Source organism: Nocardioides baculatus (genome assembly GCF_016735675.1).
Classification (GTDB): Bacteria; Actinomycetota; Actinomycetes; order Propionibacteriales; family Nocardioidaceae; genus Nocardioides; species Nocardioides baculatus.
Genome location: NZ_JAERSG010000002.1, coordinates 733,891 through 755,378 on the forward strand (window position 1 = coordinate 733,891; position 21,488 = coordinate 755,378).

Below are 21,488 nucleotides of genomic sequence, written 5' to 3' on the forward strand. Positions count from 1 at the left end.
GTCAGCTCCCGGTGGAGGTGTAGTGGCGGACGCCGGTGCGCCACACGAGCAGCGCGGCGACCATCGTGAGGATCCCGGCGACGGGGGAGGCGAACTGGAGGGCGTCGGGCGAGCCGAACGGGTCGGAACGGCCGAGGAGGTAGAGGCAGGGGTACCAGTTCACGAAGGCGACGGGGATGACGAAGGTCAGGCCCACCATCACCTCGCGCGGGAAGATGCTCAGCGGGTACTGCGTCACGGTCGCGCCGCCGTAGGTGAAGGCGTTGGCGAACTCGGTGGCGTCCGTCGTCCAGAACTGGATGCACGAGAACCCGACGAAGAGCCCGAAGAACAGCAGGGCGCCGCTGACCAGCATCGACACGGCGACGAGGACCCGCAACGGCGTCCAGTCGACGTACGTGCACGCCCAGCCGAAGACCACCGCGGCCTGCGTGAGCCGGCCGAGGCGGCGCAGCGTGAACTGGTCGGCGCACACCTGGACGAGCAGCGGCACCGGCTTGGTCATCATCTGGTCGAGCCGGCCGGTGCGGATGTAGGTGCCGATCCGCTCGACGCTCCCGATCGCGGTGTCGGCGACGGCGAGCGCGAGCGACGCGCTGCCGTAGAGGAGCGCGACCTCGTGCAGCGTGAAGCCGGCGAGGTCGCGCAGGTGGGAGAACATGATCCAGAGCCCGACGAAGTCCAGGCCGGTGATCAGGCCGTTGCCGACGGCGAGCAGCACGAACGACGTGGGGTACTGCCACGCCGCGCGGATCCAGAGCCAGGCGATCTGGCCGTAGGTGCGCAGGTCACCCACCCTGCACCACCACCTTGCGGGTCGCGAGCCGCAGCACGCCGTGGCAGGCCGCGAGCAGCACGACGGCCCACGCCACCTGGAAGCTGAGGGCCGCGAGCAGGTCGACGCCCTGGTGCTTGCCGAGCCAGATGTCGGCCGGCACCTGGACGTACGACGCCCACGGCAGGGCGTTGGCGACGGTGCCGAGCCACCCCGGGAACAGCACGAGCGGCAGCATCATGCCGCTGAAGAAGATCGCGAACGCGCCGCTCATCACCTTCACGCCCGACTGGTCGAGCAGCCAGAAGGCGGTGCTCGCGACGAGGAACCTGATCGCAAAGCTCACCACGACCGCGAGCACCAGCGAGACGGCGAAGGCGGCCGCGTCGAGGGCCGAGCCCGGCAGCGCGATGTCGAAGACGACCAGGCCGATGACGGTCGGCCCGAAGCCGCGGGTGAGGAGGTGGTAGGCCGCACGGCCGAGGTCGCTGGCGAGGTACCACCCGACGAGGCCGACGGGGCGGTAGAGGTCGATCGCGATGTCACCGGTGCGGACCCGCTCGGCGAGGTCGTCTGTGGTGCCGCCGCCCCACAGCGCGATCGTCATCAGCAGCGCCTGGCCGAGCCAGACGTAGGTCACCGCGTCCTGGGCGTCGTACCCGCCGGCGGTGGGGTTGGCCTCCCACAGCGCGAGGTAGGCGAAGGAGTAGATGATGCCGAAGACCGAGTTGGTGAAGATCCCGGAGACGGTGGCCGCCCGGTAGGTGGAGTAGCGGCGGAACGCACGGGTCGCGACGGCGACGTGCAGCATCCCAGCCCCCTAGTGCAAGTTGATCCCCGGCCCACCCACGAGGGGGCCGGGGATCGTCTCACATCTGTGGGGTGCGCCGCACGTCAGTAGCGGCGGACGAGGTTGACGACGCCGATCACGCGACCCTGCGCGTCCTGCTCGATGGAGACGCCGGCGCGGCGGGCGCGCGGGCTGAGGAGGATCTCCCGGTGGCCGGGGGAGTCGAGCCAGAGGTCGACCATCACCTCAGGGGTGAGCCCGACACCGCGTACGAGCGTCTCGCCGGCCCACGAGTTGTCGCACTTGCGGATGACCTCGTTCTGGTCGCGGTGCTCGAAGAGGCCGGTGCGGGCGATGCGCTGGCCCCACTCCTCGGCGAGCTGGTCGGTGCACGCGTCGAAGTTCCAGATCTTGCGCAGGCCGTTGGCCGCGCGGGCGTTGTTGATCTCGACCATCAGCGCGTCCTCGAGGACGTCGCTCGCCACGGTCTCGACGTCGAGGTCCGTCCCGGCGCTCGAGACCACGTGGGCGGCCGTGCGCGGCACGGTCCAGCTCTTCGCCTCGGCCGCCCCGTGGGCGCTGCACATCGCGGCTGCGGCAACGGCGACCGTCGCCAGCCGGACGAGCGAGCGGGGGTGCGACACGGGAGTTCCTCCAGGGGCGGATCCACGCATGCGGGGGAGTGGATCTTGAGAAAAACTAGTAGAACCGAGCCTCGACGATAGGGAGTGCGGTACGTGGATGTCGAGATGTCGGGGTGTTCGGGCGTGAATCTCGCATAAAGCATCAAGGTTCAGGCCCGGTCAGATCAAAGCGTCTTGACCGTTTTTGCACGGGCGAAATCGCAAAAGGGGCCCGGTGGTCTGGACCATCAGGTCCGCGACCGCCGGGCCCCTCGAGGGCCGGACGAGTGGGCGCCGCCGGGGCGCCGGGCTCAGTGCTGGTAGGTGCCGTGGATGATCGCGCGCCCCAGCGTCTTGAAGGCCAGGTTGAACGAGACGACGGCGGGCGAGGCGTCCGCGTCGACGCCCAGGCTCGACTCGCCCACGGCGTGGACGACGAAGAAGTAGCGGTGCACCTGGTCGCCCTCCGGGGGCGCCGCCCCCATGAACCCGGACTCGCCACCGTCGTTGCGGACGTGGAACGCCGCTCCGGGCAGGTCGCCCGAGGCCGCGCCCGTGTCGAGGGACGTCACGTCCGCCGGCACGTCGACCAGCACCCAGTGCCAGAACCCGCTCGGCGTGGGTGCGTCGGGGTCGAAGCAGGTGACGACGTAGGACTGCGTGCCCTCGGGCGCGCCCGACCAGCTCAGCTGCGGCGAGGTGTTGCCGAGGGCGGCCACCTGGTCGTCCTTCAGCGGTGCGCCGTCGGTGACGTCGTCGCTGGTGACCGTGAAGGAGGCGGTCGCCGGGAGGAGGTCGTAGGGGTGGGGGGACACGGGTCGATCGATGCTCATTCCTCGAACCTAGTCAGGTCGTCCACGCGCAGGAAAGGGACAATGGGGTCATGCCCGACCCCCATCCCTACCTGGCCGGCCTCGTGCTCGCCGGCCGCAAGGTGGTCGTGGTCGGCGGCGGTCACGTCGCCCAGCGCCGCGTGCCCACGTTCCTCGCCGCGGGCGCCCGGGTCACCCTCGTCAGCCCCGAGGTGACGCCCGCGCTCGAGGGCCTCGCCGGTGAGCTGACGCTCCACCTCCGCGACTTCACCGAGTCGGACCTCGACGGCGCGTGGTACGTCGTCGCCGTCACCGACGACCCCGAGGTCAACGCCCGCGTCGCCGCTGCGGCCGAGGCCCGCCACACCTTCTGCGTGCGCGCGGACGACGCCCTCGGCGGGTCGGCGTGGACCCCCGCCGTCGGTCACCACGGGAGCGTGACGGTCGGCGTGCTCGGCAACCGCGAGCCCCGCAAGTCCGCGGCACTCCGCGACGACATCGTCACGGCCCTGCGCGACGGGCACCTGAACGCCGCCGACGCCCACGACCGAACCCCCGGCGTCGTGCTCGTCGGAGGCGGGCCGGGCGAGCCCGACTTCGTCACGGTCGCCGCCCGGCACGCGCTCGCCTCGGCCGACGTCGTCGTCGCCGACCGGCTCGCACCGCGCGAGCTGCTCGACGAGCTCGGGCCCCACGTCGAGCTGATCGACGTCGCCAAGCTGCCGCGCGGGCGCTCGGCGACGCAGGAGGCGATCAACCAGGTGATCGTCGACCGGGCGCGCGCCGGCAAGCGGGTGGTCCGCTTCAAGGGCGGCGACAACTTCGTCTTCGGCCGCGGCTTCGAGGAGCTGCTCGCCTGCGCGGCCGCCGACGTGCCGGTCACCGTCGTGCCGGGCCTCACCTCCGCGATCTCCGTCCCGGCCCGCCTCGGGATCCCGGTCACCCACCGCGGCGTCGCCCACGAGTTCACCGTGATCTCCGGCCACCTCCCGCCCGGTCACCCCGGCTCCCTGGTCGCCTGGGACGCCGTGGCACGGCTCCGCGGGACGGTCGTCCTGCTGATGGCCGTCGACAACGCCCCGGCGATCGCGACTGCGCTGGTCGACGGCGGCCGGCCGGCCTCCACGCCCGTCGCCGTGATCGTCGACGGCACGATGCCGACCGAGCGCACGGTGCTCACCACGCTCGGCTCGCTGGCCGACGACCTCGTCGCCCACGACGTACGCCCTCCGGCGATCATCGTCATCGGTGACGTGGTCGCGGTGGCGCGTCCGGCACACTTCCCCCGTGGCTGACCCCGAGCAGATCGTCGACGTCTCCGACCCCGACGATCCGCGCCTGGCCGACTACCGCGACCTGCGCGACGTCGAGCTCCGCAAGAGCCTCGAGGCCGAGCACGGGCTGTTCCTCGCCGAGGGGGAGAAGGTCGTACGCCGCTCGGTGGAGGCGGGCTTCGCGCCGCGGTCCTTCCTGATGGCGCCGCGCTGGCTCGACGGCCTCGACGACATCATCGGCAGCACCGACGCCCCCTGCTACGTCCTGTCCGAGGCCCTGATCGAGCAGGTCACCGGCTTCCACGTGCACCGCGGTGCGCTCGCCTCGCTGCAGCGGCGACCGCTGCCGACGGTCGAGGAGGTGCTGTCCGGTGCCCGGTCCGTGCTCGTGCTCGAGGACCTCGTCGACCACACCAACGTCGGCGCGATCTTCCGCTCCGGCGCCGCGCTCGGGTTCGACGCCGTGCTGCTGGCGCCACGCACCGCCGATCCGCTCTACCGCCGCTCGATCAAGGTCGGCATGGGTGCGGTCTTCTCGACGCCGTGGACCCGTCTCCCGGACTGGTACGACGCCCTGCCGGACCTGTCGCGGCGCGGCTTCACTACCGTTGCGCTGACCCTCGCCCCGGACTCCGTGCCGATCGAGGAGGCCGTCGACGGCGTCGACCGGCTGGCGCTGGTGCTCGGCTCGGAGGGCCACGGCCTCTCGTCGCGCTGGGAGTCCTCCGCCGACCGCCGGGCGATCATCCCGATGCGCGCCGGGATCGACTCGCTCAACGTCGCCGCCGCGACGGCCGTCGCCTGCTACGCCGCGGCCCGCCGCTGAACCGACACCCGGTTGCTCAGGTGCGCAGCCGGTGCCGCAGCCGCCGTGCCGCGACGACGACCAGCACGATCGCGAGCAGGACGTAGACGACGTTGCTCACGGGGCCGACGTACCCCTCGACGACGTGCCACTGCTCTCCGAGCTCGTAGCCGGCGAGGATGAGGGCCGCGTTCCAGACGAGGCTGCCCGCGGTGGTGAAGACGCAGAAGCGCAGCAGCGGCATCCGGTCGATGCCCGCCGGGATCGAGATCAGGCTGCGCACGCCCGGCACGAGCCGGCCGACGAACACGGCGGTGCGCCCGTGGCGGCCGAACCACGCCACCGCCCGGCGCACGTCGGAGGCGTGCACCAGCGGGATCCTGTCGGCGAGGGCGCAGACGCGCTCCAGCCCCCAGGCGGCACCGAGCCAGTAGAGCACCAGGGCACCGAGCAACGAGCCGGCGGTGGCCCAGGCGATGGCGGCGGTCAGGCTGTAGTAGCCCTGGCTGGCGGTGTAGCCCGCCAGCGGCAGGACGAGCTCGCTCGGCACCGGCGGGAAGACGGTCTCGAGCGCGGTCGCGAGCCCGACGCCGGGCGAGCCGACGGTGCGCATGACCAGGACGACCCAGTCGAGGACGGCCTCCATCAGCTGCGCTGCCGCAGCGTCTCGTGCAGCACGATCGACCCGGCGACCGCGGCGTTGAGGGACGAGGCCGTGCCCACCATCGCGATGCTGGCGACGTCGTCGCAGACGGTGCGCCAGCCGGTCGACAGGCCGTGGGTCTCGTTGCCGACCACGACGACCACCCGGCCACCGAGGTCGACCTCCGCGAGCGCGCTGCCCTCCTCGTCGGTCCCGACGATCCGGTAGCCGTGGGCGTGGGCGTGCTCGACCACCGGCCCGGGCCCGGGCACGCGCAGCACGGTCAGGGCGAAGAGCGACCCCGTGCTGGCGCGGACGGCCTGCGGGTCGTAGGGGTCCGCCGCGTGGCCGGTGACCACCAGCGCGGAGGCGCCGAAGGCGTCGGCGGAGCGCGCGAGCGTGCCGATGTTGCCCGGGCTGGTGGGCCGGTCGAAGACGACGATCGGGCCGTGCGGGCGAGCGGATTCCTCGAGCCGCGACACCCCGTCCTCCGGCAACTCGACGACTGCGACGAGCTCGCCGCCCTCCTCCCGGCCGCTGAGCCGCGCGTGCAGCTCGGGTGCCATCAGGACGCGCTCGCCGTCGGTGGTCGACCAGAGGTCGTCGGCCCAGGCCGACGACGTACCGTCCGCGCGGAGCAGCGCCCGCACCGTCCAGCCCTCCTCGACCGCCCGGGTGATGGGGCGGACACCCTGCACGAGGAACTCGCGGCTCCGGTGGCGCTTGGAGCGGTTGGTCAGCAGCGCCTCCCACTGCTGGAAGCGCGCGTTCTCGCGGGTGACCCGCAGCTCGGCACTCACGAAGCGGGCCAGGTGAGCGGGTAGTCCTCGGCGGCGGCGTCGTGCTTCTTGGTGAGCTTCTTGCGCGACTTGGCCGACAGCCGGTCGCCGAAGACGGTGCCGAGCGTGTGGTCGGTCTCGTGCTGGAGGCAGCGGGCGAGCAGGCCGTCGCCCTCGAAGCTGACGGGCTCGCCGTCCAGGCCGGTGCCGTCCACGCGGGCCCAGTCGGGTCGAGCGCACGGCTCGAAGGACCCGGGGAACGACAGGCAGCCCTCGTCGTCCGAGTCGAGCTGGCGGTCCTTGCCCTCGGGCAGCGTGAGCACCGGGTTGCACACGACGCCGACGGTGCGCACGCCCTCGTCGTCGGGGCAGTCGAACACGAACATCGCGACGTCCTCGCCGACCTGGCAGGCGGCCAGCCCGACGCCCTCGGCGGCGTACATCGTCGCCACCATGTCGGCCGCCAGCGTCGCCAGCTCGTCGTCGTACGCCGTCACGGGCGCCTGGGCGCGGTGCATGACAGGCGTCCCCCAGCGGGTGATCGCGCGGGGTGACCCGCCCGTCGGGAGGGGCCCGTGCGGCGCGCGGGGCTCGGTCGTGTCGTCGTCGGGCATGCGGAGAATCGTAGTGGTGGGGGTGTGGGTGACCCGCACCACGTACGACCCTCTGGTCAGGGGTGTAACTCGGAGTTACATTGAGGGCATGTCCCTTCTCAACAGCCTCCGCCCGGGAGGTCGCCACGGGTTGTCGTCCCGCGAGGTGCGCGACCCCATCGGGCTCGCCGTCGCGGCCGTGAACCGGCTCGCCCAGAGCGACCTGATCGACCGCGTCGGCCTGCGCAGGCAGAGCGAGCAGGTCGTCTACTCGACGACCCGCAACGGCTTCCGGGTCGCCACCGCAGCAGGCCGCACGTTCGCCCGTGCGGGCCGACGTACGGCGGGGGAGCGCCCCGCCCGCGCCGAGTCGCGCGGTGTCTTCGACCTCAACCCGACCGAGGACGAGGCGATGCTGGTGGCCGTGGTCGAGGAGCTCGCCGCCGAGCTGCTGCGGCCGGCCGCCGCCGCTGCCGACGACGCGTGCGCCGCCCCTGACGACGTCCTCGCCGCGGTCCAGGAGGTGGGCCTGCCCGGGCTCGGGGTGCCCGAGTCGCTCGGCGGCATCATGGAGGAGCGCTCGGCGATGGCCGGTGCGCTCGTCGCCGAGGCGCTCGCCAAGGGCGACATGGGGCTGGCCGTCGCGGCGCTCGCGCCCGGCGCCGTCGCCACCGCGCTCGGGCTCTGGGGCACCGAGGAGCAGCAGCAGACCTACCTGCCGGCCTTCACCGGCTCCGAGGTCCCCGCCGCGGCCCTGACGATCGCCGAGCCGACGGTGCTCTTCGACCCCTTCGAGCTCTCCACCACCGCGCTGCGCGACGGCGACGGCTTCGTGCTCGACGGCGTGAAGTCCGCGGTCGTCCGCGGGGCCGACGCCGAGCTGTTCGTGGTCGCCGCCATGCTCGACGGCACCCCGGCGCTCTTCCTCGTGGAGTCGGGCGCCGAGGGTCTCGAGGTCGAGGGCGACCCGTCGATGGGACTCCGGGCCGCCGCGCTCTCGCGCCTGCACCTCACCGGCGTACGGGTCGGGGCGGACGCGCTGCTCGGCGACACCGACGGCGAGGCCTACCGCGAGTGCGTACGCCTCTCGCGGCTCGCGTGGTGCGCGCTGGCCGTCGGCACCGGCCAGGCGGTGCTCGACTACGTGAAGGACTACGTCAACGAGCGACAGGCGTTCGGCGAGCCGATCAGCCACCGCCAGTCGGTGGCGTTCATGGTCGCGGACATCGCGATCGAGCTGCAGGCGATGCGGTTGCTGACGTGGAAGGCCGCCTCGCGCGCCACCCGCGGCCAGGACTTCGCCCGCGAGGTCGGCCTCGCCCGCCAGCTGTGTGCGGAGAAGGGCATGCGGATCGGGCTGGACGGCGTGCAGCTGCTCGGTGGCCACGGCTTCGTCAAGGAGCACCCGGTCGAGCGGTGGTACCGCGACCTGCGGGCCGTCGGAATCATGGAAGGCGTGGTGATGGTCTGATGATCAACCTCGAGACCCCCAAGAAGCAGGCGGCGCTGATCGACCAGGCCCACCAGCTGGCGATGAACATGCTGCGTCCGATCTCGCGCAAGTACGACCGCGCCGAGCACGAGTACCCCAAGGAGCTCGACATGCTCGCCGCGCTGATCGACGGCGTGAGCGAGACCGGCGCGACCGGCGGCGCCGGCGCGGGCGGCGTACGCCGCGATGACAAGCCCGACAGCGATCCCGACAAGGTGCGCAACGGCGCCAACCTCGCTTCCGTCCTGTCGGTCGCCGAGATGTGCTGGGGCGACACCGCCCTGCTGCTCTCGATGCCGCGCCAGGGGCTGGGCAACTCGGCCATTGCGTCGGTCGCCAACGAGGAGCAGCTCGAGCGCTACCAGGGCACCTGGGCCGCGATGGCCATCACCGAGCCCGGCATCGGCTCGGACTCGGCCAACCTCACGACCACGGCCGTCAGGGACGGCGACGAGTACGTCATCAACGGCGAGAAGATCTACGTCACCTCGGGCGACCGTGCCGACAGCGTCGTCGTCTGGGCGACGCTCGACAAGGAGCTCGGCCGCGCCGCGATCAAGTCGTTCCTCGTCCGCAAGGACAACCCCGGCCTCAAGGTCGAGCGGCTCGAGCACAAGCTGGGCATCCGCGCCTCCGACACGGCGGCGATCACCTTCACCGACTGCCGGGTGCCGGCCGAGGACCTGCTCGGCTCGCCGGAGATCGACACCAAGTCCGGTTTCGCCGGCGCGATGGCGACCTTCGACAACACCCGCCCGCTGGTGGCGGCGATGGCGATCGGCTGCGCCCGGGCGTCGCTCGACCTGACCCGTGACCTGCTCGAGCAGGCCGGCGTCACCGTCGACTACGACCGCCCGGCCGAGCGGCAGAGCGCGGCGGCGGCGAAGTTCCTGCAGCTCGAGGCCGACTGGGAGGGCGCCAAGCTGCTGATGATGCAGGCGGCGTGGATGGCCGACAACCGCAAGCCCAACTCGCTCGAGGCGTCGATGGCCAAGGCGAAGGCCGGCCGCGTCGGGTCCGACGTGACGCTGTCGTGCGTCCAGCTCTGCGGCACCCTCGGCTACAGCGAGGGCGAGCTGCTGGAGAAGTGGTCGCGCGACTCCAAGATCCTCGACATCTTCGAGGGCACCCAGCAGATCCAGCAGCTCATCGTGGCCCGCCGGATCCTGGGGCTGACGAGCAGTGAGCTGAAGTAGCAAGACCCGGAGTCCCCGAACGCACGAAGCCCCTCCCGGATCATCCGGGAGGGGCTTCTGCGTGCGGGTCAGGCCGCCTTGAAGGGGTCGTGCTCGGCGAGGATCTTGTCGACGCGGGCCTGGTCGATGCGGTGGAAGACCCGCTGGTCCTCCTGCTGGTCGCGGATCACCTTGGCGAGCGTGAAGGCCGACGTCGTCAGGTAGAGGGTGCCGAGGGCGAGGAATCCCTTGATCCACGGGTCGGCCTCCATGAAGTAGACGGCGACGAGCATCGCGAAGAGCGAGGCGCCGAAGGAGATCGCGGCCTGGGCGGCGAAGGCGGTGGTGTTCTTGGCGGTGGAATCGGTCTTGGAGGTCATGAGTGAAGCGTGCTCGCGTGGCCGACGTCCCGGACGTGCTGAACTACCCGATCCCGGCTGAGTACGTCCGCTCAACCCGCACCGGTACGTTCGGGCCATGCCGGAGCAGCTGCCAGAGCACATGTCGCCCGAGGAGTTCCGTCGCCACGGGCATGCCGCCATCGACTGGATCGCCGACTACTGGGCCTCCCTGGACGACCTGCCGGTGCGCGCCCAGGTCGCCCCCGGAGACGTACGGCGTCAGCTCCCGGAGTCGGCACCCGAGACCGGCGAGCCGTTCGACGCCGTGCTCGCGGACCTCGACCGCATCGTGGTGCCGGGCCTCACGCACTGGCAGCACCCGCGCTTCTTCGCCTACTTCCCGGCCAACTCCTCGCCGGCCGCGATCCTCGGCGACCTCCTGTCCAGCGGCATCGGCGCGCAGGGGATGATCTGGGCGACGAGCCCGGCGGTGACCGAGGTCGAGCAGGTGGTGCTCGACTGGTTCGCCGAGGCGCTCGGGCTGCCCGAGGCGTTCCGCAGCGACGGCCCCGGCGGGGGCGTCATCCAGGACACCGCGTCGACCGCGACGTTCACGGCGCTGCTGTCCGCGCTGCACCGGGCCAGCGGGGGAGAGGCCCGGGTGTCCGGCGTGGGTGACGTCGGGTGGCGGGTCTACGGATCGACGCAGGCGCACTCGTCGCTGGTGAAGGCCGCGATGATGGCCGGTCTGGGGGAGGAGGCCGTGCACGCGGTCGACATCGACCCGGACACCCAGGCGATGGACGTCGACGCCCTGCGCGACGCGATCGTCGAGGACGTCGAGGCCGGCCTGCGCCCGGTGATGGTCCACGTCGCGGCCGGCAGCACGTCGACCGGCGCGATGGACGACATCGCGGCGGTCGCCGAGGTCGTCCGGGAGTGGGGTGTCTGGGTGCACGTCGACGCCGCCTGGGCCGGCGTCGCGGCTGTGTGCCCCGAGCTGCGCGACCACCTCGCGGGTGTCGAGGTCGCGGACTCTTTCGTCACCAACCCGCACAAGTGGCTGCTGACGACCTTCGACTGCAGCACCTTCTGGGTCCGCGACCGCGCCGCCCTGACCGGCGCGCTCTCGATCCTCCCGGAGTACCTCCGCAACGCGGCCACCGAGTCCGGCGAGGTCGTCGACTACCGCGACTGGCACCCCCAGCTCGGCCGTCGCTTCCGGGCCGTCAAGCTCTGGGCCGTGCTGCGGACCTACGGCCTCGAGGGCGTGCGCGCGCACGTCCGCAGCGGCGTCGCGCTGGCGGAGCACGTCGCCGACCTCGTCGCGGCCGACGACCGCTTCGAGATGGTGACCGAGCCGGCGCTGTCCCTGGTCGTGTTCCGGCTCACGGCGGGCGACGAGCAGACGCTCGCGGCGATGGAGGCCGTCAACGCGTCGGGCGAGGCCTACCTCAGCCACACCACCGTCAACGGCCGCGCCGCCATCCGGCTCGCGGTCGGCAGCTGGCGTACGACCCAGGCCGACGTCGACCGCACCTGGCGCGCGCTGCAGGAGGCGGCGGCCGCACAGGGCTGAGCCCCGTCGGGCCGCGTAGAGTCCGCACACGTGCAGTTCCTCGACAACGCCCCCGCGCACGACCTCACCTACGACGACGTCTTCATGGTGCCGCGCTCGTCATCGGTGGCCAGCCGCTACGACGTCGACCTGAGCACCGCCGACGGCACCGGCGCCACCCTGCCGCTGGTCGTGTCCAACATGACGGCCATCGCCGGCAAGCGGATGGCCGAGACGGTCGCCCGCCGCGGTGGCCTCACCGTCATCCCGCAGGACATCCCGATCCCCGTCGTCGCCGACGTCGTCGCGTGGGTCAAGCAGCGCCACCGCGTCTTCGACACCCCGATCGAGCTGCGCCCCGACCAGACGGTCGCCGAGGCGCTGTCGCTGATCCCGAAGCGTGCCCACAAGGCCGCCGTCGTCGTCCAGGACGGCCGTCCGGTGGGCGTCGTCTCCGAGGCCGACTGCGCCGACGTGGACCGCTTCGCCCAGGTCTCGACGGTCATGAGCACGCACGTGGTCACCGTGTCCGTCGGCACCGACCCGCGCGAGGTGTACGACGCCATCGAGCGCGCGAAGGCACCCCTCGCGGTCGCCGTCTCCGAGTCCGGCGAGCTCGTCGGTGTGCTGACCCGGCTCGGCGCCCTGCGCGCGACGCTCTACACGCCGGCCCTCGACGCCAGCGGCGGCCTGAGGATCGCCGCCGCCGTCGGCGTCAACGGCGAGGTCGCCGACCGCGCGGCGGCCCTGCTCGACGCGGGCGTCGACTGCCTCGTCGTCGACACCGCGCACGGCCACCAGGACCGGATGGTGCAGGCGCTCCAGTCCGTCCGTGCGCTCTCGCCCGACGTCCCGGTGGCGGCCGGCAACGTCGTCTCGGCGGAGGGGACGCGTGCGCTGATCGAGGCGGGCGCCGACATCGTCAAGGTCGGCGTCGGTCCCGGCGCGATGTGCACGACCCGGATGATGACCGGCGTCGGCCGCCCGCAGTTCTCCGCAGTCCTCGAGTGCGCCGCCGAGGCGCGCTCCCACGGCAAGCACGTGTGGGCCGACGGGGGCGTGCGCCACCCGCGCGACGTTGCGCTCGCCCTCGCCGCCGGTGCCTCGTCGGTGATGATCGGCTCGTGGTTCGCCGGGACGCACGAGTCGCCGGGCGACCTCGTCCACGACGTCGACGGCCGACCGTTCAAGGTGTCCTTCGGGATGGCCTCGGCTCGCGCGGTGGCCAACCGCACGGCGGGCGAGTCGTCGTACGACCGGGCGCGCAAGGGTCTCTACGAGGAGGGCATCTCGTCCTCGCGGATGTACCTCGACCCCCAGCGACCGGGCGTCGAGGACCTCATCGACCAGATCTGCTCGGGCGTGCGGTCGTCGTGCACCTACGCAGGCGCGGCCGACCTCGCCGAGCTCCATGAGCGGGCGCTGGTCGGCGTGCAGTCCGCCGCCGGGTTCCACGAGGGTCGACCGCTGGACCGGTCGTGGTGAGTCCCGGGGGCGACCTCCGGCACGTCTTCGTCATGACCTACGGTCGGTCGGGCTCGACGCTGCTGATGGGCATCCTCAACTCGATCCCCGGCTGGCTGCTGCGCGGCGAGAACCGCCACGCGATGCGCCACCTCTACGACTTCCACCGCAGCGGGCTGGCCGAGAGGGCGCGCGTCGACCCCGACCGGGCCGCCGAGCCGACGCACCCGTGGTTCGGCATCGAGTCGTTCCCCGAGCAGGCCTCGCTCGAGCACATCCGGGCCCTCGCCGAGGCGACGCTCCTGCGGCCGGAGCCGACCACGCGGGTCACCGGCTACAAGGAGATCCGGTGGTACGACGCCGACCTCGCGGACTACGTCGGCTTCCTCCGGCAGGTGTTCCCCGGCGCGCGCTTCGTGGTCAACACGCGCCGGCTCGAGGACGTCGCGGCCAGCAACTACTGGACGCACAAGGACGACCCGCTGGCCCAGGTGACGGCGATCGAGGACAAGATCCTCGCCACGGTCGACGGTCTCGGCGACGCGGCGTACCGCGTCCACTACGACGACTACGTCGCCGACCCCGGTGTGCTGCGCGGGCTCTTCGACTGGCTCGGCGAGGACTTCGACGAGCAGCGGATCCGCGAGGTCATGGCGACGCCCCACTCGCGCCGGGGCAAGCACCGCGACTGACGTCGAGACGTCATACGGACGGGGCGAGCGGATGCCCGCTCCGGATGACGTCCTGCCGGGGCCAGCTAGGACCGCCCCCGCTCCACGACGACCTCGGCTCCGCGGCGCACCGCACGAGCCACCCGCAGCCTCAGCACCCAGCTGTAGGCGAGCACGAGCTGGGAGTAGCCGGGAGTCGGACCGTGGTAGCCGAGGAAGCCGCGGGGCCCCTCGACCATTGTCCCGGTGGTGACGTCGTACCTCGCTTGGTGCCACGGGCACACGAGGCAGCCGTCGGCGTCGATCGTGCCCTCCGAGAGGTCGCCGAGCTGGTGCCGTCAGCGCCGGCAAACGGCGAACAGCTCGCCGTCGTCGCGGTTGCCGACCGCCCACGCGTCCGCGCGTCGTACGGATCCGGACGGCAGCTGGTCTGCCGGCACGCTCGGGTCGTCACTCACGGCGCACGCCGGATGCTGACGGGGCCCTTGCGCGCCGCGCGGACGAGCGAGCTGGCCACCGTGCGCGGACGGAGCACCGGCGAGCCTCCCGAGGCGCCGTCGCGCATGCCCGCGATGGTCTCGTCGAGCACCTCGACCGCGTCGTGGGTGGGCGCCCAGCCGAGCTCGGACGCTGCACGTGAGGTGTCGAGCAGGGGGACGGCGAAGGCCAGGTCGATCCATCCCGGGTCGAGGGGCTGCACCCGGGCGTGCCAGCTCGCCGACACCGTCGCGCGCAGGACTGCGGACGGCACGTGGAGGAGCCGGGCACCGAGGGCGACGGCGATCAGGTCCGCGGTGACCGCCGGGGTGGCGGAGAGGTTGAAGGCGCCCGGCGCCCTCGCGTCGAGCACCCGGGCGACGGCGTCGGCGACGTCGTCGGCGTGCACCATCGGGATCGCGAGCGCTCGGTCGAGCGGCAGCACGGGCACGTGCGCCAGGATGCGCGAGGGCACGACGGCCGGCAGTCCGTACCGCAGCAGCGCACTCCCGGCGGTGCGCTGGCCGACGATGCCCGGACGCAGGCGGCTCACCGTCATCGCAGGCTCGTGCCGCTCGAGCATGTCGAGCCGGCGCTCGGCGGCCGCCTTGTGCCGGCTGTACATCGAAGTGGGGACGCCGTCCGTCGGCCAGGACTCGTCGACGGGCTCGTCGCCGCGCCTGGGGGAGTACGCGCCCACCGAGGACATGTGCACCAGGTGCGGGACCCCGGCGGCCGTCGCGGCGTCGATCACGCGGCCCGTGCCGCCGACACCGAGCTCGCGCAGGTAGTCCTCGCGGTGCGACGGCTGGAAGCCCCAGGCGAGGTGCACGACGGCGTCCGCCCCCGCGAAGACGCTGCTGAGGGCGGTCACGTCGTCGCGGGCGAGGTCGACGGACGCCCACCGCACGCCGGCGAACGGCCCGACGGCCTCCGGGGGGCGGCGGGCGACACCGACCAGGTCGTGCCGGCCGTCGGCGTGGAGCCGCCGCAGGACGGCGGAGCCGACGTTGCCGCTCGCTCCCGTGATCACGATTCTCATGCCGCCCCGTACCCCGACGACGACGTCCCAGACGGCCGACGGTGTGCGACGGCGCAGGCTCCTGGTCCTCGTCGCCGACCGTCTGGTCTCAGGTCGACGACGGGAGGTCGGCGGCCCGGACGACGAACGTCCCCGCTGCCATGTCGCCGAGTCGCTGCCTGTGGCGCGACGAGAGCACGGCGATCCCGGCCGGGACCCCGCCCAGCAGGAACGGGTTCACCTCGACGAGACGGGTCAGGGTCCGGATCGCGGCGCGACGGAGGCCGGGCAGGTCGCCCTCCGCGGTCACCACCCGCGTGCCCGTCACCACCTTGCCCAGCGACCGACCGGTGAGCCCCTCGCTCACCGGGAAGTAGAGGACGAGGAGCAGCAACCACACCGGCAAGGTTCGCTGGTAGAGGTCGTTGCCCAGCACCGCATCGGGGACCAGGAGGAAGAGAACAAGGACGACGAAGTCGATCCACGCACCGATCCACCGGCGGGGCAGGATGCCCGGTGTCAACGCCAGCTCCCGAGCCGGCTCACGTTCTGTCACGGGCGCGATCGTAGGGGCTCTCAGCGCGACGTGCGGGGCGTCCGTCCCTTGGTGACCCCGACGAACGCCTGGGTGACCTCGTCGTCACGCTCGACCTTCCACACCAGCGCGATCGTGGTCGGGTCGAGGTCGGACACCAGCCGGTGGACGACGTCCTTGCGCTGGTGGAGCCGCGCGACCGACATCGGGAGGATCACGACGCCCGTGCCGGCGGCGACCGTCTCGATGGCCTCCTGCTCGGTCATCGGCGGCCACTCGAGCTGGTCGACCGTCGGTCGCCAGCCACTGGCGTGGGGGCGTACGAGCTGCTCGTCGACGAGGTCGTCGGTCGTGACCTCGTCGTCGGCCGCGGCGAGCACGTGCTCGCGCGACGCGACCGCGACCTGCAGCTCGTCGTAGAGGCGTACGCAGTGCAGGCCGTCGCGGTCGACCGGCAGCCGCACGATGGCCATGTCGAGGCTGCCGTCGCGGACGCCGTCGACCTGGTCGGCCTCCGTCACCGGCACGAGGTGCAGGCTCTCGCGGCGGCCGGCCCGCCAGCTCCGCGCCCACTTGTCGGGGGTCGCACCGGTGACGAAGCCGACGCGGAGAGGCGCGATCATGTGCTCGATCCTAGGCCGTCGGGTCCTTCTCGACCGACAGCACGAAGTCGTCTCCGTGCTCGGTCACGCCGGTCACGACCGCGGCCTCGACGGCCTCGATGGCGTACTGGCGGCGTACGACGAGGGGGTCGGCGGACAGGTCCTTCACCAGCGCGACCGCCAGGGCGACCATCACGAGGACGAACGGCAGCGCGGCGATGATCGTGATCGTCTGGAGGCCGCTCAGCGCGTCGGCGCCGCCGGCGAGCAGCATCACCATCGCGACCAGGCCGGTGGCGACGCCCCAGAACACGACCGTGGGCCTCCGGGGCTCGAGGGAGCCGTGCTCGGAAAGCGAGCCCATCACGATGGACGCGGCGTCGGCGCCGGAGACGAAGAAGATCGCGACGAGCACCATCACGAGGATGCTGGACACGGTGGCGAGCGGGAACTGGTCGAGCACCGTGAAGAGCTGGGTCTCGATGCCGCCCGCGCCGGCGATGTCGACGCCGTCCTGCTGGAGCTTGATCGCGGCGCCGCCGAAGATCGCGAACCAGACCAGGCTCACCAGGCTCGGCACGAGCAGCACGCCGGTGACGAACTGCCGGATCGTGCGGCCGCGCGAGATGCGAGCGATGAACATGCCCACGAACGGCGTCCACGAGAGCCACCAGGCCCAGTAGAAGACCGTCCAGCCGGCGAGCCACTCGCTGACGTCCGAGCCCTCGGCACCGGTGCGCGCGGCCATCTCGGGGAGCTGGCTGACGTAGCTGCCGAGTGCGGTGGGCAGGAGGTTGAGCATGAACACGGTCGGGCCGACGACGAAGACGAAGAGGGCCAGGGCGAGCGCCAGCACCATGTTGATGTTGGACAGCCACTGGATGCCCTTCGCGACACCGGACACGGCCGACAGCACGAAGGCCACGGTGAGGATCGCGATGATGCCGATCAGGAGGCGGTTGCCGGTCACGCCGATGCCGCCGACGATCTCGAGGCCGCTGCGGATCTGGAGGGCGCCGAGGCCGAGCGAGGCCGCGGAGCCGAAGAGCGTCGCGAAGATCGCGAGCATGTCGATGACCTTGCCGGCCGGTCCGTGGGCGCGCTCACCCAGGAGCGGCTCGAAGGCGGCGCTGATCAGCTGGACGCGGCCCTTGCGATAGGTGCCGTACGCGATCGCCAGGCCGACGACGGCGTAGATCGCCCACGGGTGCAGGGTCCAGTGGAAGAGGGTGGTCGCCATCGCGGTCTCCGCGCTGCCGGTCTCGCCCGTGCCGGGCGGCGGGGTGGCGAAGTGGCTCACGGGCTCGCTGACGCCGTAGAACATCAGGCCGATGCCCATCCCGGCGCTGAACATCATCGCGACCCACGAGACGGTCCGGAACTCCGGCTGCTCGTCGTCGCGGCCGAGGGGGATGTTGCCGAAGCGGCCCATCGCGAGCCAGATCACGAAGACGACGAAGGCCGACGCGGTCAGCACGAAGAGCCAGCCGGTGTTGGTGATCGTCCAGGCCAGGCCCTTCTCCGACGCACTGCTGAGCGAGGCGGTGCTGACCAGGCCCCACACGAGGAAGCCGACCGCGATGAGGGCGGTGACACCGAAGACGGCCTTGTCGAGACCGGAGCCGCGGGGCTCCACGGGCTCGATGGAGGCGTCGAGCGCGGGGTGGGTGTCGTCGGCCGTGCCGGTGTCGTCGGTGGGTGGCTGGGTCGGGGGTGCTGCGATACGTGTAGCCATCGGTCGACCAGACCAAGAATCACGACATCAAGCAAACCGGCGGTATGCGGCTCCGCTCAGGTCGAGAGAAGGCTCACACGTCGGGCGGAGGCGGACCACCGGGCTTGCCGGCGTCGGCATAGGACCGGACGACGGACACGTTGAGCGGGAAGTCGACGGGGAGCTCGCGGAAGAGCAACGCGCCCGCGGTGGACGCGGCCGCCGTGATCTCGGCGGCGACCCGGTCGGCGAGATCGGCGGGCGTGTGGACCACGACCTCGTCGTGCAGGAAGAAGACGAGGTGGGGCCGTGACTCGAGCGGGCCGTCGTCGACCAGGCGCCAGAGCCGGTTGCGGAGGTCGGCGAGCCAGCACGACGCCCACTCCGCTGCCGTGCCCTGGACGACGAAGTTGCGGGTGAAGCGGCCGTAGGCCCGGCGGTGACGGTCCTGGTCGTCGAGGTCGGCGGGCGGTGCGTCGGGCGACTCGTCCCACGACCCGCCGCCCAGCGCCGGGCACCCGCGGCCCAGGAGGGTGCGGACGACCTGTCCGCGCTCGCCGGCCCGGGCTGCCTCCTCGACCAGCCCGAACGCCGCGGGGTAGCGCCGGGTCAGGCCGGCGACCATGCGCCCGCTCTCGCCGCTCGTGGCGCCGTACATCGCCCCCAGGAGGCCGAGCTTGGCGTCCTGCCGGGTCGCGACGGCACCGTCGTCGACCATGCCCTGGTAGAGGTCGGCGCCCCGCGCCGCCCGTGCCAGCGCCCTGTCGCCGCTCATCCCGGCCAGCACGCGCGGCTCGAGCTGCGCGACGTCGGCCACGACGAGCACCCAGCCGTCGTCCGCGACGGCGGCCGACCGCACCTGGACGGGGAACGACAGCGCCCCGCCGCCGTTGGACGACCAGCGGCCGGTCGCCGAGCCGGCGGGTTGGTAGACCGGCCGGAAGCGGCCGTCGCCGACCCACTGGTCGATCCACGCCCAGCCGTTGGTCGAGAAGAGGTGCGCGAGCTGCTTGTAGCGCACGAGCGGCTCGACGACCGGGTGCTCGATCCGGTGGAGCGTCGACCGGCGGGTGTCGGGCACCTCGATCCCGGCCCGTCGCAGCGCTGCCAGCAGGTGGGGGCGTGAGTCGGGATTGAGGTCGGGGCTGTCGAGGATGCCGCGCACCTCGACCGCGAGCTCCTCCAGCAGTCGTGGCCGGGCTCCTCGGGGCGGTCGCGGCCCCAGCAGGTCGGTGAGCAGCCGGTCGTGGACCTCGACCTGCCACGGCACGCCGGCGTGGGTCATCTCCGCCGCGACGAGGGCGCCCGCGGACTCGGCGGCGAGCAGGAGCCCGAGTCGTACGGCCTCCGGCGAGGCCTCGACGGCGGCGAGCTGGCGGGCGTCCTCGAGGTCGGCGCGCAGGTGCTCGGTGGCGTCGTCGGCGCTGACGAGCACGGGCTCGGTCGGCTCGGCCGGGCGCAGCCGGTCCCACAGGTCCGCCTCCTCGCCGTCGAGCAGCCGGGCGTCGACGGCCGGGGCACGGCGCAGCACGCGGTGGCAGAGCCGCAGGTCGTGGCACCGCTCGACCCGGACGCCGGCGGCGAGCAGCGGGGCGTACCACCGCGCGGTGTCGTCCCAGACCCAGCGCGGCGCGTCGTCCGCCTCGCGCCGGGCGACGAAGGCCGGCAGCGCGGTGACGTCGAGCACGTCGACGTGCCCGTCGTCGACCACCTGCACGCGCTCACCGGGCAGCCGGGAGAGGTGGACGCGCGCCATGGGGACACCTTCCCGCACGGCACCGACGACGCCCTCGTTTTGACCATTCGGCCCTCGATGTCGTCCTCTAGTCCTACGGGTGTGCGGTTGGCGCACGGTCCGGGGAGGGATGTGTCGTGTCGAGGTTCTCGCCCGTACTGGTGGCGCTGTCGCTGGCGCTCGGTCTGTCGTTGGCTGCCGGCGTCCCGGCGAGCGCGACCACGGCTGCGCAGTCGTCCGTCGGCCAGCTCGCTGCTTCCGCGCCTGCAGCTGCCGCCGCCAAGCTCGGCAAGAAGAGGTGGAAGGCGCCCAACGGCCCCTTCTTCAACGACCCGCACCGCAAGGCCAACCACTTCGCCATCGAGCGCAAGATCATCGAGACGATCCGCCACACCAAGCGCGGCTCGATCATCCGCATCGCGGTCTACTCCTTCGACCGCGTGCCGGTGGCCAACGCGCTCGTCGCGGCGCACAAGCGTGGCGTCAAGGTTCAGATGCTCCTCAACGACCACCTCGAGACCCGCGCCATCCAGCTGGTGCGGGCCGAGGTCGGCAAGAACCGGAACAAGAAGAGCTTCATCTACAAGTGCGTGGCGAGCTGCCGCAGCACGCAGAACGAGTACAACAACCTGCACACGAAGTTCTACTCGTTCAGCAAGGCCGGGAAGTCCCGCGACGTGATCGCCGTCGGGTCGGCCAACCTGATGCTCAACGCCGCGCTCCACCAGTGGAACGACCTCTACTTCAGCCACGGCGACCACGAGCTCTTCCGCCAGTTCGTCTCGCTCTTCAACAACATGAAGAAGGACTGGGACGTCCGCCGTCCGCCGCGCTTCTTCTGCGGCACCCCGACGGGCGCCGCGTGCGACGACTCGGTCGACAAGTACACGGTGTGGGCCTTCCCCAAGCTGTCCGGCCCGAAGAACGACCTCGTGCTCGACATGCTGGGCAAGATCCAGTGCGTCACGCCGGACGCCGCGGGCAACCCCGTCCGCACCAAGCTCGCGCTGTCCATGCACACGATGCGCGGTCGCCGCGGCGACTACCTGGCCGAGGCGATCCGCAACAAGTTCGCCGAGGGTTGCGACTTCCGCGTCAGCTACGGCCTGATCGGCTACCACACCAAGCAGATCCTCGGCGCGCCCACGGCTCGCGGCCGGATCCCGCTGCGGTCCACCGGCATGGACTACAACACCGAGGACGACTACGACCTCAACAAGGACGGCGAGGACGACCTGATCCTCGACTACTACAGCCACCAGAAGTACTTCACCATCCAGGGCACCTACAACGGCGTCCCCGGCACGGAGATGGTGCTGACGGGGTCGTCCAACTGGGCCAGCCTCAGCACGGCCAACGACGAGCTGTGGATGACCATCCGGGGCGCCCGGACCGTCAAGAAGTACCTCAAGAACTTCAACTACCAGTGGGACCTCGCCCGCAACTCGCGCGACGCCTACACGACGACGTACTCCACGTTCCGGGTCTCGCGGATGGTGAAGCAGGCTGATGGCACCTACGCCAAGCGCTACGCCACCGTGCGCCGCCCGATGACCACGATCGAGCGCGACAACTACAGCAAGGGTCCCTACTGGGAGTCCGACTGATC

The 21,488-nt window shown here is 72.0% G+C and carries 21 protein-coding genes and 1 pseudogene; 8 read left to right on the forward strand and 14 right to left on the reverse strand.

Features of this window, described 5'->3' with window-relative positions; all coding sequences use genetic code 11:
• Position 1 precedes the first annotated feature (1 nt).
• The 4 genes from JI751_RS09355 to JI751_RS09370 all read right to left on the reverse strand — a co-directional run bounded on the left by JI751_RS09355 (position 2) and on the right by JI751_RS09370 (position 3,021).
• Complete coding sequence (locus tag JI751_RS09355; protein ID WP_201935695.1) at positions 2 to 796, reverse strand: ABC transporter permease; 795 nt, start codon at positions 794 to 796, stop codon at positions 2 to 4.
• The gene (locus JI751_RS09360; RefSeq protein WP_201935696.1) at positions 789 to 1,586 is read right to left on the reverse strand and encodes an ABC transporter permease; all 798 of its coding nucleotides are present in this window, start codon (positions 1,584 to 1,586) and stop codon (positions 789 to 791) included. Before JI751_RS09360 ends, JI751_RS09355 begins: the two co-directional genes overlap by 8 nt.
• An 83-nt stretch (positions 1,587 to 1,669) precedes the next feature.
• A complete protein-coding gene (locus tag JI751_RS09365; protein WP_201935698.1) occupies positions 1,670 to 2,209 on the reverse strand; it encodes a CAP domain-containing protein in 540 nt (179 codons plus the stop codon).
• Positions 2,210 to 2,499: 290 nt separating this feature from the next.
• On the reverse strand, positions 2,500 to 3,021 hold the full coding sequence (locus JI751_RS09370; protein ID WP_201935700.1) for a YbhB/YbcL family Raf kinase inhibitor-like protein: 522 nt from the start codon (positions 3,019 to 3,021) through the stop codon (positions 2,500 to 2,502).
• Between the two features lie 50 nt (positions 3,022 to 3,071).
• Here JI751_RS09370 and cobA point away from each other — a divergent pair, with 50 nt between their 5' ends.
• Together cobA and JI751_RS09380 are read left to right on the forward strand one after the other, a co-directional pair.
• Complete coding sequence (gene cobA / locus JI751_RS09375; protein ID WP_201935702.1) at positions 3,072 to 4,295, forward strand: uroporphyrinogen-III C-methyltransferase; 1,224 nt, start codon at positions 3,072 to 3,074, stop codon at positions 4,293 to 4,295.
• Complete coding sequence (locus tag JI751_RS09380; RefSeq protein WP_307814043.1) at positions 4,288 to 5,100, forward strand: TrmH family RNA methyltransferase; 813 nt, start codon at positions 4,288 to 4,290, stop codon at positions 5,098 to 5,100. The genes cobA and JI751_RS09380 overlap by 8 nt, the downstream gene beginning before the upstream one ends.
• A 16-nt stretch (positions 5,101 to 5,116) precedes the next feature.
• Here the strand turns inward: JI751_RS09380 and JI751_RS09385 are convergent, their stop codons facing one another.
• The 3 genes from JI751_RS09385 to def are packed head-to-tail and all read right to left on the reverse strand — an operon-like array spanning position 5,117 to position 7,115.
• The gene (locus tag JI751_RS09385; protein ID WP_201935704.1) at positions 5,117 to 5,725 is read right to left on the reverse strand and encodes a DedA family protein; all 609 of its coding nucleotides are present in this window, start codon (positions 5,723 to 5,725) and stop codon (positions 5,117 to 5,119) included.
• Positions 5,725 to 6,522, reverse strand: coding sequence for a TrmH family RNA methyltransferase (locus tag JI751_RS09390; protein WP_307814045.1), 798 nt, complete (start codon positions 6,520 to 6,522; stop codon positions 5,725 to 5,727). Before JI751_RS09390 ends, JI751_RS09385 begins: the two co-directional genes overlap by 1 nt.
• Positions 6,519 to 7,115: a peptide deformylase gene (gene def, locus JI751_RS09395; protein WP_201935706.1), complete on the reverse strand. Its 597-nt coding sequence runs from the start codon at positions 7,113 to 7,115 to the stop codon at positions 6,519 to 6,521. Before def ends, JI751_RS09390 begins: the two co-directional genes overlap by 4 nt.
• A gap of 88 nt (positions 7,116 to 7,203) precedes the next feature.
• On the opposite strand from def, the gene JI751_RS09400 reads away from it, so the two are divergent.
• Together JI751_RS09400 and JI751_RS09405 are read left to right on the forward strand one after the other, a co-directional pair.
• Positions 7,204 to 8,565 (forward strand): acyl-CoA dehydrogenase family protein, encoded by a 1,362-nt coding sequence (locus JI751_RS09400; RefSeq protein WP_201935708.1) that lies wholly within the window; start codon positions 7,204 to 7,206, stop codon positions 8,563 to 8,565.
• Positions 8,565 to 9,782, forward strand: a complete 1,218-nt coding sequence (locus JI751_RS09405) for an acyl-CoA dehydrogenase family protein (RefSeq protein WP_201935710.1) — start codon at positions 8,565 to 8,567, stop codon at positions 9,780 to 9,782. The genes JI751_RS09400 and JI751_RS09405 overlap by 1 nt, the downstream gene beginning before the upstream one ends.
• A 68-nt stretch (positions 9,783 to 9,850) precedes the next feature.
• On the opposite strand, the gene JI751_RS09410 is transcribed toward JI751_RS09405, so the two are convergent.
• Positions 9,851 to 10,141 (reverse strand): YiaA/YiaB family inner membrane protein, encoded by a 291-nt coding sequence (locus JI751_RS09410; RefSeq protein WP_201935711.1) that lies wholly within the window; start codon positions 10,139 to 10,141, stop codon positions 9,851 to 9,853.
• 97 nt (positions 10,142 to 10,238) lie between these two features.
• Between JI751_RS09410 and JI751_RS09415 the strand changes: the two genes are divergently transcribed.
• The 3 genes from JI751_RS09415 to JI751_RS09425 are packed head-to-tail and all read left to right on the forward strand — an operon-like array spanning position 10,239 to position 13,816.
• Positions 10,239 to 11,681 carry a pyridoxal phosphate-dependent decarboxylase family protein gene (locus JI751_RS09415; RefSeq protein ID WP_201935712.1) on the forward strand — a complete coding sequence of 481 codons (1,443 nt, stop codon included), beginning with the start codon at positions 10,239 to 10,241 and terminating at the stop codon, positions 11,679 to 11,681.
• 30 nt (positions 11,682 to 11,711) lie between these two features.
• Positions 11,712 to 13,145 carry a GuaB1 family IMP dehydrogenase-related protein gene (locus JI751_RS09420; protein ID WP_201935713.1) on the forward strand — a complete coding sequence of 478 codons (1,434 nt, stop codon included), beginning with the start codon at positions 11,712 to 11,714 and terminating at the stop codon, positions 13,143 to 13,145.
• A gap of 32 nt (positions 13,146 to 13,177) precedes the next feature.
• On the forward strand, positions 13,178 to 13,816 hold the full coding sequence (locus tag JI751_RS09425) for a sulfotransferase (RefSeq protein WP_201935714.1): 639 nt from the start codon (positions 13,178 to 13,180) through the stop codon (positions 13,814 to 13,816).
• 65 nt (positions 13,817 to 13,881) lie between these two features.
• Here the strand turns inward: JI751_RS09425 and JI751_RS21470 are convergent.
• The 6 genes and pseudogenes from JI751_RS21470 to JI751_RS09455 form a co-directional block, all read right to left on the reverse strand.
• Positions 13,882 to 14,121 (reverse strand): annotated as a pseudogene (locus tag JI751_RS21470) (Rieske 2Fe-2S domain-containing protein); the annotation flags it as partial.
• A gap of 128 nt (positions 14,122 to 14,249) precedes the next feature.
• Positions 14,250 to 15,314, reverse strand: a complete 1,065-nt coding sequence (locus tag JI751_RS09435) for an NAD-dependent epimerase/dehydratase family protein (RefSeq protein WP_201935715.1) — start codon at positions 15,312 to 15,314, stop codon at positions 14,250 to 14,252.
• Positions 15,315 to 15,402: 88 nt separating this feature from the next.
• The gene (locus JI751_RS09440; protein ID WP_201935717.1) at positions 15,403 to 15,849 is read right to left on the reverse strand and encodes an RDD family protein; all 447 of its coding nucleotides are present in this window, start codon (positions 15,847 to 15,849) and stop codon (positions 15,403 to 15,405) included.
• A gap of 20 nt (positions 15,850 to 15,869) precedes the next feature.
• Entirely contained in the window at positions 15,870 to 16,451 is a 582-nt protein-coding gene (locus JI751_RS09445) for a LysR family substrate-binding domain-containing protein (protein ID WP_201935719.1), read from the reverse strand.
• A gap of 10 nt (positions 16,452 to 16,461) precedes the next feature.
• The gene (locus JI751_RS09450; RefSeq protein WP_201935721.1) at positions 16,462 to 18,165 is read right to left on the reverse strand and encodes a BCCT family transporter; all 1,704 of its coding nucleotides are present in this window, start codon (positions 18,163 to 18,165) and stop codon (positions 16,462 to 16,464) included.
• Between the two features lie 73 nt (positions 18,166 to 18,238).
• Positions 18,239 to 19,900 carry a bifunctional 3'-5' exonuclease/DNA polymerase gene (locus JI751_RS09455; protein ID WP_201935723.1) on the reverse strand — a complete coding sequence of 554 codons (1,662 nt, stop codon included), beginning with the start codon at positions 19,898 to 19,900 and terminating at the stop codon, positions 18,239 to 18,241.
• Positions 19,901 to 20,016: 116 nt separating this feature from the next.
• On the opposite strand from JI751_RS09455, the gene JI751_RS09460 reads away from it, so the two are divergent.
• Positions 20,017 to 21,486: a phospholipase D-like domain-containing protein gene (locus JI751_RS09460; protein ID WP_201935725.1), complete on the forward strand. Its 1,470-nt coding sequence runs from the start codon at positions 20,017 to 20,019 to the stop codon at positions 21,484 to 21,486.
• The last annotated feature ends 2 nt before the right edge of the window (positions 21,487 to 21,488 follow it).

What these genes read in the sequence shown, in the direction of transcription:
- JI751_RS09360 (WP_201935696.1), bottom strand. Translation starts at nt 1,586, where the DNA reads ATGCTGCACGTCGCCGTCGCGACCCGTGCGTTCCGCCGCTACTCCACC.
- JI751_RS09450 (WP_201935721.1), bottom strand. Translation starts at nt 18,165, where the DNA reads ATGGCTACACGTATCGCAGCACCCCCGACCCAGCCACCCACCGACGAC.
- def (WP_201935706.1), bottom strand. Translation starts at nt 7,115, where the DNA reads ATGCCCGACGACGACACGACCGAGCCCCGCGCGCCGCACGGGCCCCTC.
- cobA (WP_201935702.1), top strand. Translation starts at nt 3,072, where the DNA reads ATGCCCGACCCCCATCCCTACCTGGCCGGCCTCGTGCTCGCCGGCCGC.
- JI751_RS09370 (WP_201935700.1), bottom strand. Translation starts at nt 3,021, where the DNA reads ATGAGCATCGATCGACCCGTGTCCCCCCACCCCTACGACCTCCTCCCG.
- JI751_RS09405 (WP_201935710.1), top strand. Translation starts at nt 8,565, where the DNA reads ATGATCAACCTCGAGACCCCCAAGAAGCAGGCGGCGCTGATCGACCAG.
- JI751_RS09385 (WP_201935704.1), bottom strand. Translation starts at nt 5,725, where the DNA reads ATGGAGGCCGTCCTCGACTGGGTCGTCCTGGTCATGCGCACCGTCGGC.
- JI751_RS09455 (WP_201935723.1), bottom strand. Translation starts at nt 19,900, where the DNA reads ATGGCGCGCGTCCACCTCTCCCGGCTGCCCGGTGAGCGCGTGCAGGTG.
- JI751_RS09410 (WP_201935711.1), bottom strand. Translation starts at nt 10,141, where the DNA reads ATGACCTCCAAGACCGATTCCACCGCCAAGAACACCACCGCCTTCGCC.
- JI751_RS09415 (WP_201935712.1), top strand. Translation starts at nt 10,239, where the DNA reads ATGCCGGAGCAGCTGCCAGAGCACATGTCGCCCGAGGAGTTCCGTCGC.
- JI751_RS09400 (WP_201935708.1), top strand. Translation starts at nt 7,204, where the DNA reads ATGTCCCTTCTCAACAGCCTCCGCCCGGGAGGTCGCCACGGGTTGTCG.
- JI751_RS09445 (WP_201935719.1), bottom strand. Translation starts at nt 16,451, where the DNA reads ATGATCGCGCCTCTCCGCGTCGGCTTCGTCACCGGTGCGACCCCCGAC.
- JI751_RS09435 (WP_201935715.1), bottom strand. Translation starts at nt 15,314, where the DNA reads ATGAGAATCGTGATCACGGGAGCGAGCGGCAACGTCGGCTCCGCCGTC.
- JI751_RS09425 (WP_201935714.1), top strand. Translation starts at nt 13,178, where the DNA reads ATGACCTACGGTCGGTCGGGCTCGACGCTGCTGATGGGCATCCTCAAC.